The sequence below is a fragment of the Rhizobium sp. Leaf311 genome (assembly GCF_001423445.1).
GTDB lineage: Bacteria > Pseudomonadota > Alphaproteobacteria > Rhizobiales > Rhizobiaceae > Agrobacterium.
Map to the genome: position 1 here is coordinate 510,279 of NZ_LMNZ01000001.1, position 15,844 is coordinate 526,122.

The 15,844-nt window shown below is 55.5% G+C and carries 11 protein-coding genes; 5 read left to right on the forward strand and 6 right to left on the reverse strand.

The features are described 5' to 3' along the window. Window positions 1-30: 30 nt before the first annotated feature. The gene (locus tag ASF69_RS02460; RefSeq protein WP_062584974.1) at window positions 31-1,023 is read right to left on the reverse strand and encodes a LysR family transcriptional regulator; all 993 of its coding nucleotides are present in this window, start codon (window positions 1,021-1,023) and stop codon (window positions 31-33) included. A gap of 270 nt (window positions 1,024-1,293) precedes the next feature. On the opposite strand from ASF69_RS02460, the gene chvE reads away from it, so the two are divergent. The 4 genes from chvE (at window position 1,294) to araD1 (ending at window position 6,266) form a co-directional block, all read left to right on the forward strand. After that, window positions 1,294-2,358 carry a sugar ABC transporter substrate-binding protein ChvE gene (gene chvE, locus ASF69_RS02465; protein WP_062584976.1) on the forward strand — a complete coding sequence of 355 codons (1,065 nt, stop codon included), beginning with the start codon at window positions 1,294-1,296 and terminating at the stop codon, window positions 2,356-2,358. A gap of 84 nt (window positions 2,359-2,442) precedes the next feature. Beyond that, window positions 2,443-3,978: a sugar ABC transporter ATP-binding protein GguA gene (gene gguA, locus ASF69_RS02470; RefSeq protein WP_062584977.1), complete on the forward strand. Its 1,536-nt coding sequence runs from the start codon at window positions 2,443-2,445 to the stop codon at window positions 3,976-3,978. Continuing rightward, window positions 3,978-5,174 carry a multiple monosaccharide ABC transporter permease gene (gene mmsB, locus ASF69_RS02475; protein ID WP_062584979.1) on the forward strand — a complete coding sequence of 399 codons (1,197 nt, stop codon included), beginning with the start codon at window positions 3,978-3,980 and terminating at the stop codon, window positions 5,172-5,174. Before gguA ends, mmsB begins: the two co-directional genes overlap by 1 nt. A gap of 96 nt (window positions 5,175-5,270) precedes the next feature. Beyond that, a complete protein-coding gene (gene araD1 / locus ASF69_RS02480; RefSeq protein ID WP_062584981.1) occupies window positions 5,271-6,266 on the forward strand; it encodes an AraD1 family protein in 996 nt (331 codons plus the stop codon). 53 nt (window positions 6,267-6,319) lie between these two features. Here araD1 and ASF69_RS02485 read toward each other — a convergent pair whose 3' ends face one another. From ASF69_RS02485 to ASF69_RS02505, 5 genes are all read right to left on the reverse strand, one after another. Next, complete coding sequence (locus ASF69_RS02485) at window positions 6,320-6,736, reverse strand: VOC family protein (protein WP_062585611.1); 417 nt, start codon at window positions 6,734-6,736, stop codon at window positions 6,320-6,322. Window positions 6,737-6,934: 198 nt separating this feature from the next. Then, complete coding sequence (locus ASF69_RS02490; protein WP_062584983.1) at window positions 6,935-10,774, reverse strand: hypothetical protein; 3,840 nt, start codon at window positions 10,772-10,774, stop codon at window positions 6,935-6,937. A gap of 853 nt (window positions 10,775-11,627) precedes the next feature. Next, on the reverse strand, window positions 11,628-12,443 hold the full coding sequence (locus ASF69_RS02495; protein WP_062584985.1) for a transglutaminase family protein: 816 nt from the start codon (window positions 12,441-12,443) through the stop codon (window positions 11,628-11,630). A gap of 24 nt (window positions 12,444-12,467) precedes the next feature. Further along, a complete protein-coding gene (locus tag ASF69_RS02500) occupies window positions 12,468-13,409 on the reverse strand; it encodes an alpha-E domain-containing protein (RefSeq protein ID WP_062584986.1) in 942 nt (313 codons plus the stop codon). Window positions 13,410-13,412: 3 nt separating this feature from the next. Then, window positions 13,413-14,822 carry a circularly permuted type 2 ATP-grasp protein gene (locus ASF69_RS02505; protein WP_062584988.1) on the reverse strand — a complete coding sequence of 470 codons (1,410 nt, stop codon included), beginning with the start codon at window positions 14,820-14,822 and terminating at the stop codon, window positions 13,413-13,415. A 374-nt stretch (window positions 14,823-15,196) separates the two neighbouring features. On the opposite strand from ASF69_RS02505, the gene ASF69_RS02510 reads away from it, so the two are divergent. Then, window positions 15,197-15,817, forward strand: coding sequence for a L,D-transpeptidase (locus tag ASF69_RS02510; protein ID WP_062584989.1), 621 nt, complete (start codon window positions 15,197-15,199; stop codon window positions 15,815-15,817). Window positions 15,818-15,844: the final 27 nt, after the last annotated feature.

Genomic DNA, 15,844 nt, shown 5'->3' on the forward strand with positions numbered 1-15,844 from the left:
CCACATGAAGGTGGTCCGGGGCTTGCGCCGTCAATTCCAGCTCAATGTGTCGCTCTCGGCCAGCACAAGATCATACAGAAGTTGTGCGCTGGGTGGCAGAACGCGGTCCTTCGTCACGACCAGGCTATAGGGTTTGACGTTCAGATCGAATTCTGTGGGCAGAATGCGTATGTCGCCCATCGGTGAGTGCTGCCCAGAGACGAACTCCGCCATTTCATAGGCCAGGGGCGCAATCGCATTGGTCTGGGTTACGATTGCAAGGGTCAGCACGATAGACGGTGTATTGATGACGTTGCGTGGCAGGGGAACGCCCTGGGACAGGAAAACATCTTCCATCGTGCGGCGCAAAAGGGCGCCGGGTGGCTGAAACACCCAGTCATATTGTGAGAGGTCTTCGAGCCGGGCTGGCGCGGTGTTGAGAAGCGGGTGGTCTTTGCGCACCAGTAGGCAGGCTCGCTCTATGCCGATCTCATGTGCGTTGAAGAGGGCAGGGTCTATGTCCTCGGGAATACGGCCAATGATGAAATCATGGCGGGCCGCCAGCAATTCGCGCGCCAGCACATTGCTGGTTTCCACCTGCACATTGACCTCGATGCCGGGATAGGTGTCCATCGCCTTGCGCAGCGCCGGCACCACGAGGCTAATGGCAGGTGCGGTGACCGAGCCGATGAAAACAGAGCCGCCGCTGCCGGACTTCATCTGTGCAAGTTCGCGGCTGGCTTCCCGCAGTTCGAGGAGGATCTTTCTGGCGCGTTTGGCAAGAGCCTCGCCGAACTGCGTCAGCACAACGCCGCGCGAGGCTCTCTGGCACAGCGGGCTCTTAACGATGGCTTCCATTTCCGATAACATGCGGGATGCGGCCGGTTGCGTCATGTTGAGGACAGCCGCGGCCGCACTGACCTGACCGTGCTCTTCAATCGTGACCAACATGCGCAGATGCGCCATTTTCAAGCCGGCGCGCAACAGAGGGTTGTCCTCCGTCAGCGACAGGAATTCGAACGTGTTCGTTCCATTTCGTTCCATCGCAAATGCGGTCCAGACCCGTTGCAAACGACGTTGTGCAATTATATCGATTTAATATATCAAAAATGATATAGGAAAAGCAATATATTCTATTTGACAGTTATATGGATTCAGAACAGTTTGCGCCTGTGCCGAGGAGGAGTGGCGAAAGTTCGGATTGTAACTATGCATTCCGTTCGAGTAAGCTAAACTTCTAACACTCGGGCGTGGATTTGAGGGCGCGCTGTATAGACACATCGCCTGGTTAAAGGGTTCCAAGGGAGAGAGTTCATGAAATCCATCATTTCGTTGGTTGCGGCCTGTGCCATCGGCGCTGCAGCATTTGCGTCGCCGGTCTGGGCGCAGGACAAGGGCACAGTTGGTATTGCAATGCCAACGAAGTCTTCTGCTCGCTGGATCGATGACGGCAACAACATCGTCAAGCAGCTTCAGGAAGCTGGCTACGCCACCGATCTGCAGTACGCAGACGACGATATTCCGAATCAGCTTTCCCAGATTGAAAACATGGTTACCAAGGGCGTTAAGGTCCTGGTGATCGCATCGATCGACGGCACAACGCTTTCTGACGTGCTCAAGCAGGCCGGTTCGCAGGGTATCAAGGTCATCGCTTATGACCGCCTTATCCGCAACAGCGGCGACGTCAGCTACTACGCAACCTTCGACAACTTCCAGGTTGGCGTGTTGCAGGCAACGTCCATTGCCGACAAGCTTGGCCTGAAGGACGGCAAGGGTCCATTCAACATCGAACTGTTCGGCGGCTCGCCAGACGACAACAACGCCTTCTTCTTCTACGATGGCGCAATGTCCGTTCTGAAGCCTTACATCGACAGCGGCAAGCTGGTTGTAAAGTCCGGCCAGATGGGCATGGACAAGGTCGGTACGCTGCGTTGGGATCCGGCAACGGCCCAGGCTCGTATGGATAACCTCCTGTCTGCCTACTACACCGATGCAAAGGTTGATGCAGTTCTGTCGCCTTACGACGGTATCTCCATCGGTATCATTTCTTCGCTGAAGGGCGTTGGCTACGGTTCCGGCGACATGCCGCTTCCAGTTGTTTCCGGTCAGGATGCTGAAGTTCCTTCCGTCAAGTCCATTCTTGCCGGTGAGCAGTATTCGACAATCTTCAAGGACACACGCGAACTTGCCAAGGTTACTGTTGGCATGGTCAACGCTGTGATGCAGGGCAAAGAGCCTGAGGTAAACGACACCAAGACCTATGAAAATGGCGTCAAGGTTGTTCCTTCCTACCTGCTCAAGCCAGTTGCCGTTACCAAGGACAACGTAAAGTCTGTTCTGGTTGAAAGCGGTTACTACAAAGAAGATCAGCTGAAGTAATTTCATGATCGTGGCGGGGATGGACATGGTTCATCCCCGCTTCTTCACATAAGAACGCCGGATTGTACGGCGCTGGATTGCGATATGGACAATACCATCCTCGAAATGCGGAATATCACCAAGACGTTTCCGGGCGTGAAAGCTCTGGAAAACGTGAACCTCAAGGTTCGCCAAGGTGAAATACACGCACTCGTCGGCGAAAACGGTGCCGGAAAGTCGACCCTCATGAAGGTCCTTTCAGGCGTTTACCCCGCCGGCACATATGAAGGCGAAATTCACTACGAAGGTCAGCTGCGTAATTTCCGCGCGATCAATGACAGTGAAGAAATCGGCATCATTATCATTCACCAGGAGCTGGCGCTCGTGCCGCTTCTTTCCATTGCCGAAAACATTTTTCTCGGAAACGAGATGGCCACCAATGGGGTCATCAGCTGGCAGCAAACGTTCAATCGTACGCGCGAGTTGTTGAAGAAGGTCGGTCTGAAGGAATCTCCTGAAACCCTGATCACCGATATCGGTGTCGGCAAGCAGCAGCTCGTTGAAATCGCCAAGGCGCTGTCCAAGAGCGTGAAGTTGCTCATTCTCGATGAGCCCACCGCGTCCTTGAACGAAAGCGACTCCGAGGCGCTTCTGAACCTGCTGATCGAGTTCCGCAAGCAGGGACTGACATCCATCATCATTACGCATAAGCTCAATGAAGTGCGCAAGGTTGCGGACCAGATCACGGTTCTGCGCGATGGCATGACCGTCAAGACGCTCGACTGTCACAAGGAAGAGATCAGCGAAGACGTCATCATCCGCAACATGGTGGGCCGCGATCTGGAAGATCGTTATCCGCCGCGCGATGTGCCGATTGGCGAAACCATTCTCGAAGTCAAGAACTGGAACGCTTACCACCAGCAACACCGCGAACGTCAGGTGCTGCACGATATCAACATCAACGTGCGCAAGGGCGAGGTTGTCGGTATTGCCGGTTTGATGGGCGCAGGCCGAACCGAATTCGCGATGAGCGTTTTCGGCAAATCTTACGGCCACAAGATTTCCGGCGAAGTCCTTCTTCACGGCAAGCCGGTCGACGTCAGCACGGTTCGCAAGGCAATCGATGCGGGCCTGGCCTATGTTACCGAAGACCGCAAGCATCTCGGCCTCGTGCTCAACGACAACATCGTACACAACACCACGCTGGCAAATCTGGCGGGCGTGTCGTCGGCAACGGTGATTGACGAGATCAAGGAAATGTCGATCGCCAGCGACTTCCGCAAGCGATTGCGCATTAGATCCTCCGGGATTTTCCAGGAAACGGTCAATCTTTCGGGCGGCAACCAGCAGAAGGTCGTTCTGTCGAAGTGGCTGTTCTCGAATCCTGACGTTCTCATTCTGGACGAACCGACACGCGGCATCGATGTCGGTGCCAAATACGAAATCTACACCATTATCAACCAGCTCGCCGCCGACGGAAAAGGCGTTCTGATGATTTCATCGGAAATGCCCGAACTGCTCGGCAACTGCGACCGCATCTACGTCATGAACGAAGGACGGATTGTCGCCGAATTGCCGAAGGGAGAGGCGAGCCAGGAAAGTATCATGCGCGCTATCATGCGCTCAGGGGAGAAGAACTGATGAGTTCGGCCAACACATCCACCGAAGAAAGCAACGTCGTATCAGTCGGCTCGTATATCCGGTCCAACATCCGCGAATACGGTATGCTGATTGCCCTCGTGGCCATCATGGTTTTCTTCCAGTTTTACACCGGCGGCATTCTGTTTCGCCCGGTTAACCTGACAAACCTCATTCTGCAGAACTCCTTCATCGTCATCATGTCGCTCGGCATGTTGCTGGTGATTGTCGCGGGACATATCGACCTGTCCGTTGGCTCCATCGTCGCCTTTGTCGGTGCGATTGCCGCTATCCTGACCGTCCAATGGGGCATGAATCCGCTTCTGGCGGCGCTTATATGCCTCGGCGTCGGCGGCGTGATCGGCGCGGCACAGGGCTACTGGATTGCCTATCACCGCATTCCATCCTTCATCGTGACGCTTGCCGGAATGCTCGTGTTCCGAGGCCTGACGCTGTTCGTGCTGGGCGGAAAGAACATCGGCCCGTTCCCTGTCGACTTCCAGGTCGTCAGCACGGGCTTCCTTCCCGATATCGGCGGAATCGAGGGCTTCAACACCACGTCGATGGTCCTGACTGTGGTCATCACTGCCGTGTTGTTCGTCTTCGCTCTTCGCCGTCGTCAGGTAAACCAGAGCCACGGTATCGACGTTGAACCGTTCGGCTTCTTCGTTGCGCAGCACCTGCTGATTTCCGCAGCGATCCTGTTCCTGGGCTATCAGCTCTCGACCTACCGCGGCCTGCCAAACGTGCTGATCGTGATGCTGGTGCTCATTGCGCTCTATAGCTTCGTGACGCGCCGCACCACCATCGGCCGCCGGATCTACGCCATGGGTGGCAATGAAAAGGCAACGAAGCTTTCTGGTATCAACACCGAACGCTTGAGCTTCTTCACATTCGTCAACATGGGTGTGCTTGCCGGTCTTGCCGGAATGATCATCGCGACACGTTTGAACTCGGCAACGCCCAAGGCAGGTGTTGGCTTCGAACTCGACGTGATTGCTGCCTGCTTTATCGGTGGTGCCTCGGCGTCCGGCGGCGTTGGCAAGATCACCGGCGCAGTGATTGGTGCCTTCATCATGGGCGTCATGAACAACGGCATGTCGATTGTCGGTCTTGGCATCGACTTCCAGCAGATGGTCAAGGGCCTCGTATTGCTGGCTGCCGTATTCTTCGACGTCTACAACAAGAACAAGGGTTGATCGTCAGATCACCCCATCGATGTGAACGAAAAGAGTGGCCGGTTTCCGGCCACTTTCATGAGATGCAGGCGTCAGAACGTCTTGAAAGGAACTACCGTGCTGATTTCTCAAATCAAGGATGCAAGCGGAAGCATCATCGTTGCCGCTCGTGAAGAAGGCGGCCAGGCGCGCGCCATCAACAATGCCGGTTCGGTTTACGCGCTGGCAATGGAAGCGGCCAATAGCGGCAAGTCGCTGGCGGATGTCATTGCAGCGCACGGGTTTGGCGACAATGTCGATCTCGAAGCTGCTTATGACGACGGCCGCGTTCTGCCGCCGATTACCCATCCCGATCCGTCCCATCTGCACCTGACAGGTACAGGCCTGACCCACCTCGGGTCAGCAGCGACGCGTGACAGCATGCATAAGAAGGCCAGCGAAACATCGCAGGAGAGCCTGACGGACTCCATGAAGATGTTCAACATGGGTCTTGAGAACGGCAAGCCGAAGGCTGGCGAAAAGGGCGTTCAGCCCGAGTGGTTCTACAAGGGCAACGGCCACGTCGCGACTGCTCCTGGTGCTGCTCTCGTCTCGCCGTCTTTCGCACTGGATGGCGGCGAAGAGCCGGAAATGGCGGGGATTTACGTCATCTCCGACAAGGGCGAGGCATTTCGGGTCGGATTTGCGGTCTCCAACGAGTTCTCCGATCACGTCACAGAACGGATGAACTACCTCTATCTGGCCCATTCGAAACTGCGCCCTGCAAGCTTCGGTCCGGAAATCCGCATCGGTGCGCCTCCAGCGGATATTCGTGGCACGTCCCGTATCCTGCGCGATGGAAAGGTCATCTTTGAAAAGCCTTTCCTTTCCGGCGAAGACAATATGTCCCACACCTTCGCCAATCTCGAATATCACCACTTCAAATACGGCTTGTTCCGCACGCCGGGCGAAGTGCATGTCCATATGTTTGGCACGGCGACACTGTCCTTCGCGGACGGTATCAAGCCAGAGGCGGGTGACGTATTCGAGATCGAAGCAGATGGCTTTGGCCTGCCGCTGCGCAATGCGCTGAGAGTGGAAATGGAAGAGCCGGTGGTTATCCAACAGCTCTGAGTGCTATACAGTTAGCAAGCATGAGCTTCGGACCTTCAGGTCCGGAGCTTTTTTTATGGCGCATCGTCAGTCCAGATTTGCGTCTCACCGACTTCGACGGAATTGCCAGCGGGGTCGCGGATATAGACGGACACGCTGTTATTGGGCCAGCGATGGTAGTGTTCGATTGCAATGCCCCTGGAGGTGAAGTGATCCCTCCAAGCCAGCACCTCAGCCTCGTCTTTTGCAGCAAAGCAGAAGTGGCCACTTCCTGTCGTCCCGTGACGGGGAAGGGGGTTATTGATGTCATTCTTACTGGAATTGTCAGCGTTGAAGATCAACAGCATCTGCTGGCCACATCTGAAGAACACAAACTGTTCTGGCAGCTTTCGGACGATCTCGAGCCCGAAAACATCCCGATAAAAACGCTCTGCTGCGTCGATATCGGTTGCGTAGATCACTGTTTCCAGGATTGCCGAGGGTGATTGCATGGAAGCCTCCTTTCGAAAATAGATCGGTCTGAGTGACATCAGCACAGGAAGGCTCAATTGTGCTAGCCGTCGCCAGGCCTTTCCCGACCTGTGGGTTTTCTAATTCGAGGGTAAGGAAGTCAAACAACCTCCGCAAAAGAAAAATGGCGCGACCTAAGCCGCGCCATTTCCTGTTTCAGTGATGTATGTCAGCCGTGATCAGACGGCTGCATATGCCTGTGCCAGAGCTTCAGCCTGTTCCTGGGTCAGCGACTGAACTTGAGCTTGGCTGAAGGCGTTGATCGTTGCATCTGTCAGACCGGCGATTGCGGAGGTCTGGAGACCATCGAGTGCCTTAGCGGACAACACGGCGATTTCGTCTGTCGTGAAGCTGTTAAGCTCAGTTGCATCGAGCGTTGCCATCTGACCCGACGTCAGTGCAGCTACCTGTGTGGTGGTAAGCGCTGCAATATTGTCAGATGTGAAGGCAGCCATCTGTTCGGTGGTAAGCGATGCCACCTGTGCGGTACCCATTACGGACACCTGAGCGGTGAGCAAGCCAGCCACAGCGTCTGTTGTCAACGACCTCACCTGAGTTGATGTCATTGCAGCCAGTTGGCCTGTGAGCAGCGCGCCAGCCTGTTCCGACGTCAAGGACGCGATTTGGGCTGTGCTAAGCTTGGAGACCTGTGCTGTTGTGAGTGCAACAACGCTATCCGTTGTGAGCGCAGCCAAGGCTGTGGTCGTGATGCCAGACAGAGATGCGGTGTTCAAGCCACCAAGCTCTGCTGCGGTGAAGCTGTTGAGCTCAGCAGCGTCGAGCGTTGCAACCTGCGTTGAGGTCAGAGCGCCAACTTGCGAAGCCGTTAGGGCTACGATGTTGTCAGAGTTGAACGAGCCGAGCTGTGTTGCGGAGAGTGTGGACACCTGTTTTGTTGTCAACACGGCAACCTGGTCAGTCTTAAGACCTGCAAGTGTGTCGGTTGACAGGGCGCTCAGCTGGGCTGTCGTCAACGCTACCACCTGGTCAGTCTTCAGAACGGCCATCTGGTCAGATGTGATGGATCCGATCTGCACAGCGCTCAGGCCAGCAATCTGCGTTGTCGTGAAGGCGGCAAGATTATCGGTGCTCAGGCCGGAAAGTGCAGCTGTCGTCAAGCCGGTAAGGGACTTTGGCGTCAGAAGTACAATTTCGTCAGTGGTGAAGCTACCCAGTTCCGTTGCATCGATTGTTCCCATCTGGGACGAGCTCAGGACTGCAACCTGTGTCGTCGTCAGTGCTGCAATATTGTCAGATGTGAACGCCGCCAGCTGATCCGTGGTGAGCGCAGCGAGCTGTGCGGTACCGATGGATGGAACCTGCGTTGACTGCAAGCCAGCCAGTGCAGCAGTCGTCAGCTTCTTGACCTGCACTGCCGTCAAGCTGTTGATCTGGCCTGTCAAAAGGCCATTCAGCTGATCGGATGTCAAAGACGCGACCTGGCCTGTGGTAAGCTTCGAGACCTGCGCCGTCGTCAGTGCAGCCACCTTGTCAGTGTCAAGGCCGGCAAGGTCAGTTGGGCTGATACCAGAGAGCGATGTCGTGCTGAGAGCAGCGATTTCGTCCGTGGTGAAGCTGTTGAGCTCGGCAGCGTTGAGCGTGCCTACCTGCATGGAGCTCAAAGAGCCAACTTGCGAAACAGTCAGTGCTACAATGTTGTCAGTGGTGAAGGCCTGGAGCTGCTCTGTGCTGAGGGCCTTCAGCTGGTTGTTGGTGAGGACAGCAACCTGCGAAGATTGCAGACCAGCAAGCATATCAGTTGTCAAGGCGCCGACCTGGAGAGAGGTCAGTGCGACAACCTGGCCCGTCGTAAGCGAAGCCAACTGATCCGAAGTGATGGATCGGATCTGTGTCGTGCTGAGCGTTGCGACCTGGTTTGGCGTGAGAGCAGCAAGCTTTTCTGTATTCAGCGCATTCAGAGCAGTGGTGGTCAGGCCGGAAAGAGCCTTTGTCGCCAGGGATGCGATTTCACTTGTGGTGAAGCTGTTAAGTTCTGCGGCATCCAGGGTTGCTACCTGAGCGGAGCTGAGCAGGCCAACCTGTGCGTCGCCCAGTGCTGCGATGTTGTCGCTGCTGAGCGCAGCCATCTGGTCGGTTGTGAGTGCAGTCAGCTGGGTCGTGCCAAGTGCTGCGACCTGAGATGTCTGCAAGCCTGCCAGAGAAGCAGTCGCAATCGCCTTGACCTGCGTTGCGGACAAAGCATTGATTTGGCCAGTCAGAAGAGAGCCGACCTGTTCCGATGTCAAGGCGGCGACCTGAGCATTGCCCAGCTTCGAAACCTGTGTCGTTGTCAGAGCAACCACGTTGTCGCTGGTGAGGCCAGACAGAGCGGTTGTCGTGATGCCCTGCAGGGAGGCTGTGCTGAGAGCAGCGAGCTCGGTGGTAGAGAAGCTGTTCAGTTCCGTGGCATCAAGAGTTGCGATCTGAGCGGAGGTTAGAGAACCAGCCTGAGTGGTGGTGAGTGCTACGATGTTGTCGGAGCTCAGAGCTGCAAACTGTGTGGTCGTGATGGCCACGAGCTGCTTCGTGCTGAGAATGGCAACCTGTCCAGTCTGGAGGCCAGCGAGGGCATCGGTTGTGACAGAGCTGATCTGCTTGACTGTAAGGGCAGCAACCTGATCGGTGGTGAGGGCGTTAACCTGCTCGGAAACAAGCGAGCCGACCTGGGCAGTGCTCAGGCTCGAGACCTGCGCAGTTGTCAGTGCGGCAGTGTTTGTGGAGTTGAGGCCGGCCAGGACAGCTCCCGAGATGCCGGGGAGAGCCTTGATGTTGATGGCTGCGATTTCGGTGGTGGTGAAGCTATTCAACTCGGCCGCATCCAGCGTCGAGACCTGGGCGGAGGTGAGGGCACCAACCTGGGAGAGCGTCAACGCTTCGATGTTATCGCTGCTGAATGTCGCCAATTGCTCCGTGGTCAACGCCGCCAGCTGCGTGGTGCCGAGTGCGGCTACCTGGCCGGTCAGCAAGCCCGAGAGAGACGAGGTAGCAATGGATTTTACCTGTGCGGCAGACAAGCCAGCAAACTGGCCGCTCGTCAACGCCCCAATCTGCTCGGACGTAAAGGAATTGACCTGTGCGGTTGTAAGCTTTGCGATCTGGCCAGTTGTCAATACAGAGACATTTTCTGTGCTGAGAGCGGAGAAAATGGCTGTTGAGACAGTCGACAGAGCCGTTGCATTCAGCGCAGCTATTTCTGAGGTCGTGAAGCTGTTCAACTCTGCGGCGTCGAGGGTTGCCATTTGAGCAGAGCTCAAAGCACCAACCTGTGTGTTGGTCAGAGCAGCAATATTATCAGAGTTGAATGCAGCGAGCTGAGTGGTCGTGATCGACGCGAGCTGCTTGGAGGTGAGGACGGCAACCTGGCCGGTCTGGAGACCAGCGACAGCATCGGTCGTGACGGTAGCGATCTGCTTGGCCGAGAGCGATACGATCTGGTTTGTGGTGAGTGCTCCCAGCTGCTCCGAGGTGATCGATGCAATCTGAGCGGTGTTGAGAGTAGCAACCTGTGTCGTGGTCAGAGCGGCAATTTTATCGGTGTTGAGGCCACCCATGGCTGCTGTCGTCAGACCTGCGAGAGCCTTGGCGCTCAAAACAGCGATTTCATCGGTTGTGAAGCTGTTGAGTTCGCTTGCGTCGAGCGTGCCGACCTGTGTGGCGCTCATGGCAGCGATCTGCGTGGTTGTCAGCGCAGCGATGTTGTCTGAAGTGAAGCCGTCGATCTGGCTGCTGTACATGGCGACGATCTGAGTCGTCGAAAGGCCGGATACCTGGTCTGTGCCGATTGCGGACAGCTGCGGTACAGACAAGCCAACGATCGCCTTCGCCGTGATGGCGCTGATCTTTGAGCTGCTAAAGGCGGAAATTGCATCTGTGGAGAATGCACCGATCTGCGTCGACGAAAGCGCGGCGATCTGAGCAGTGGTCAGAGCGGCGACATCGTCTGTCTTGAGAACCGCTACAGTTGCAGTCGACAGATTTGCAATCTGCTTGATGGAAAACGAAGAAATAATAGACGTCATGGACACGTGCCCCCGTTGATAACTGGCCAAAGCGCCACACACACATGCCGACTTTACGCAGCGCACCCACTGGGCCGCATCCGTTACCCCGGATGCGCTTTTGCGTAATTAGACACGGTGTCTCCTTCGTTCGGCGAAACGCCGAGCGATGAGTGTCCGTTCAGGACAATAGCAGTATTAAGCAGAACATGGCTCGTGTGAGCCGGCGCATCGGAAGGGCATCATGCGTACAGAACATTCCCTGTTCTGATCCCTACGCCATCGGACATTAGAGCTTCCCCGCAGGAAAACTTTCGGCAAACGATGAGCGCAACAATAGTTACGGTTCACGGCTACCTCACATGACCGTTATCACTATCGTCTATAATGTGTGAAAAATTGGTTAACGACGACTGCAGATCGATGATCTCTTGAAGACTACGTCGAGTCTAAACCAAATCGAATTTCTTAATATCTGTAAGTATCTGTCTCGATATAGCGAAAAACATGAGTGAAATCAGTGTGTATCAATATGGTTCGGAGGTTCTATTTAAGGGCAAACTAGAAAAAGAAATTTCAGCCGCAGGATGTGACTTTTTTTGGTTTTATCAATGAACTTTCTGGATTTGGCAAGCAGAAATGCGTCCAGAATTTCTAATTTGGTGGGTTTCTCGCAGATATGTCTGTTATTTTTGCTATTGATAATAATATAAAATACGAATTTTAAGTAGATAATAAAGTCGAGATCGGCCGATAATTGGCCCTAATCAAATATATTCCGTGCTAGAAAAGCAGCGCCATACACCGCCGCGCGACGCAAGCGTGATCGCGGCCTCACCGGACCGTGATCAAGAATCGAAGAAGGAATATAGGGTTAGCCTTGGCTCTGGCTTTGGGACTGCTGGACCGTCACCGACACCGACAGGCTTTCGCCTGAAAGGCCTACACGCATTCCCGAGACAGGTGCGCAATCGCGGTAGCTCAGTCCGGAGGCAATACGCACGTAGCGTTCGTCGGGGCAAAGCTTGTTGGCGGCATCGAAACCAACCCAGCCGAGGCCCGGAACATGGGCTTCTGCCCAGGCATGGGTTGCGATCTGCCGTTCCACGTCTTCCATCATGAGATAGCCTGAGACGTATCGGGCGGGTAGGCCCATATGGCGGGAAGCTGAGATGAAGATATGGGTGTGGTCCTGGCAGACACCTTTTTTGGCTTCCAGCGCCTGTTCCGCAGTGGTTTCCGTTCCCGTCGAACCCGTTTCATATTCGACTTCAAGGTGAACAAGCGCCATCAGCTCATGCAACCGCTCCAGCGGCGTTTCACCTGTTGCCTGTCGAGCAAGCTCGCGGATCAGTTTGCCGGGCTTGGTCAGAGGCGTCTCGCGCATGAATAGCCAGAGCGGGGCGTTGCCAACATGTGCGCCGAAGACGCCAGCCTTGTCGATTGTTTCCACTTCACCACGGGCAACGACCTTCACCGCGCTGCGGGGGCCTTCGGTCTCCACGAGCTCCACCCGGTTGCCGAAGTGATCGTCGTAGCGCACCTCCAGCGTGGCGCCATCCACCGTTACTTCCCATTCTGTCACGGTTTGGGTTGGCCCGGTTGCGGGTGTCAGCCGCAAGCGTTGCAGGGAGTAGGGCACCGGCTCATCGTAGAGATACTCAGTCGTGTGATTGATCTTCAGGCGCATTCCATATCCCCATCTCACGGTCGCTTATTGATAGAAGCGATAGCCATCCGTGATTTCCTGGCCCAATTGGGCGTTTCTGTTGACGAAGTGCTCCAGAAATTCGTGGAGACCCTGATCCATCACACGATTGATTGTCGTTTTCTGCAAAGTCGCCTGAATGGCTTCGGCGGTATCATGCGCCTTGTGTCGTTCCTGGTATTCTTCGGCAAGATAGCTGAGGTTACTGACGATCTTTTCATAGCAATAGGCAAGAGATCGCGGCATTCTGCCGTTCAGAATAAGAAAATCGGCAATATTGGCCGGCCTATACTCTGCATCATACACCCATCCGTAGGAACGGTGCGCCGAGACGGAACGGAGAATGGATTCCCACTGGGCATTATCCAGCGATGAGCCCACCTGGGCTGCCGCGGGCAGAAGGACATAATATTTGACGTCCAGTATTCGCGCCGTGTTGTCCGCACGCTCGATGAAGGTGCCGATGCGGGAGAAATTATAGAGATCATTGCGAAGCATCGAACCGTGGAATGCACCGCGCACAAGTCCGGCCCTGTGCTTGATGACATCGATGACCTGCGGTAATTCCGCCGCCTTTACCTTGCGGCCGAGAAGGTTTTTGAGCTCGATCCAGAATTCGTTGGTCGCTTCCCACGTTTCGCGGGTCAAGGCGGTCCGCACCATTCGGGCATTGTTCCTTGCGAATTCGATGCAGGACATAACGCTGGAGGGGTTGGCCTTGTCGCGCAGCATGTAGTCGATCGCGTCTACCGACGTCACCTTCTCATGGTGCTGGAGGAATTCCTCGCGGGCGCCTGCACTCTGCAGCACGCCATCCCAGTCCTCGTCGCCGCCGCCGCTGCGCGTCAGCGAGACACGCATACCAGCATCCACCAGCCGCGCGATGTTTTCCGCACGCTCGATATACCGGAACATCCAGTAGAGTCCGTTTGCCGTTCTTCCCAGCATGGCTTAGTCCTCCAGTACCCAGGTGTCCTTGGTGCCGCCGCCCTGGCTGGAATTCACCACAAGGGATCCCTGCTTGAGTGCGACACGCGTCAGCCCGCCGGGAATGATCTTTACCTTGTCGGAGACCAGAACGTAGGGACGAAGATCCACGTGGCGCGGAGCTATGCCATTCTTCACCATGATCGGCACTGTCGAAAGCGACAGCGTCGGCTGTGCAATGTAGTTGGAAGGGCGTGCACGCAACTTGTCGGCAAACAGCGCGCGCTCCTTTTTCGATGCGGTGGGGCCAACAAGCATTCCGTAGCCGCCGGATCCGTGCACTTCCTTCACGACGAGATCGGCCAGATTGTCGAGAACATATTTGAGGCTGTCCGGCTCCGAACAGCGCCATGTGGGCACATTTTCCAGAAGCGGCTTGCGGCCTGTGTAGAACTCGACGATCTCAGGCATGTAGGAATAGATTGCCTTGTCGTCGGAAATGCCTGTGCCGGGTGCGTTGGCGATGGTGATGTTGCCGGCACGGTAGACATCCATGATGCCTGGTACACCGAGGGCCGAATCAGGGCGGAAGGTGAGGGGGTCGAGGAAATCGTCGTCCACACGTCTGTAAAGCACGTCGATGGCTTCGTAACCGCGTGTCGTCCGCATCTTGACCTTGCCATCCATGACGCGAAGGTCCGAACCCTCCACCAGCTCGACACCCATCATGTCGGCCAGAAACGAATGTTCGTAATAGGCAGAATTGTAAATGCCGGGGGTGAGGACCGCAACGCGCGGCTTGCCTTTGCAGCCCGGAGGCGCAAGTGATGCCAGCGACTGGCGCAGAAGGTACGGATAATCTTCGACGCGCTGGACCTTGTTCTCGTGGAACAGTTCCGGGAACATCTGCATCATGGTTTCGCGGTTTTCCAGCATATAGCTGACACCGGAAGGCGTGCGGGCGTTGTCTTCCAGGACGTAGAACTGGTCTTCGCCGGTGCGCACGATATCCGTGCCGACGATGTGGGTGTAAACGCCACCCGGCGGCTTGAAGCCGATCATCTCCGGCAGAAAGGCTTCATTGCGCTCGATCAGCTCACGGGGAATGCGGCCTGCCCGGATGATTTCCTGCTTGTGATAGATGTCATCCAGAAAGGCGTTCAGCGCCAGCACCCGCTGCTCGATACCCTGGGCAAGCTTGCGCCACTCGCGGCCAGAGATGATTCGAGGGATAATATCGAAAGGGATGAGCTTTTCCGCGCTGTCTGCATGTCCGTAGACGGCAAAGGTGATGCCCGTCTTGCGGAAGATGTTTTCGGCGTCCCTGGACTTCTGGATCAGGTGCGATCTGTCCTGCCGGCTATACCAGTCATTATACTTTTCATATGGGCTTCGCGGCGTGGAGTCCGCATTTATCATTTCGTCAAATGCCAACTTTAGGTTCCCCATTTTTGCCCATTTGAATACAAGGACGCTCGCAATGCAAGAAGCATACACAATGCCCAGAGAGAATTTTTGCTCCTTTCGTGCTCGCTAAATATTCAAAAAATAAGCGGTTTCAGCTTTGGTCGCTGATAAATTCAGCAAAAAGGAAGCACGCGCACGGGCTTCTACCTCTTTTGCCAAATATTCTCATAGGTTGTGCGGCGTCCGGTGCTTAAAATTTCATCAAATGAAAGCGTGAGCGGAGAGCTGGCATCCCTGGCTTCATCGATGTTTGTTAACAGCATGCCGCGCTCAATTAGAGGTTTGTTAACCATAGAATTATAGGAATTGTTAATCGAAAGATTGATCGAGCCGGGGGTTACATGTCTATTTCTCGCCGTGGGGTCCTGTTTGGATTGCCGCTTTTTCTCGCAGGCTGCGCCAGCACCAACTTTACCCAACAAAGACAGAATTATGCTGCCGTGCTGGACGAAAAATTCCCGTTGAAGGCAATGCAGCTTGACCAGATCAAGCCAGAGCTCCGTCGCCAGGAAGTCGCCTATGTCACGACGCATCCGGCAGGCACGGTTGTTGTCGATACACCGGCCCGGCGGCTCTATTTCGTCATGGGTAACGGTCAGGCCATGCGCTATGGCGTAGGTGTCGGTCGCCAGGGACTTGCCCTCAAGGGTAACGCCTATATCGGTCGCAAGGCCGAGTGGCCAAGCTGGACGCCGACGCCGAACATGATTCGCCGCGAGCCCGAGCGGAACCTGAAATATGCTGGCGGTATGCCGGGCGGCCCGAACAATCCACTCGGTGCGCGCGCGCTCTACCTATACCGCGACGGCAACGACACGATGTTCCGTCTGCACGGTACCAACCAGCCGCAATCGATCGGACACGCAATGTCCAGCGGTTGCATCCGCATGTTGAACCACGACATTATCGACCTCTACCAGCGTGTGCCGGTCGGTTCCCGCGTTGTGGTTCTGCAGGCATAGTGACCTTATAAATGCCAGGATCCGGCG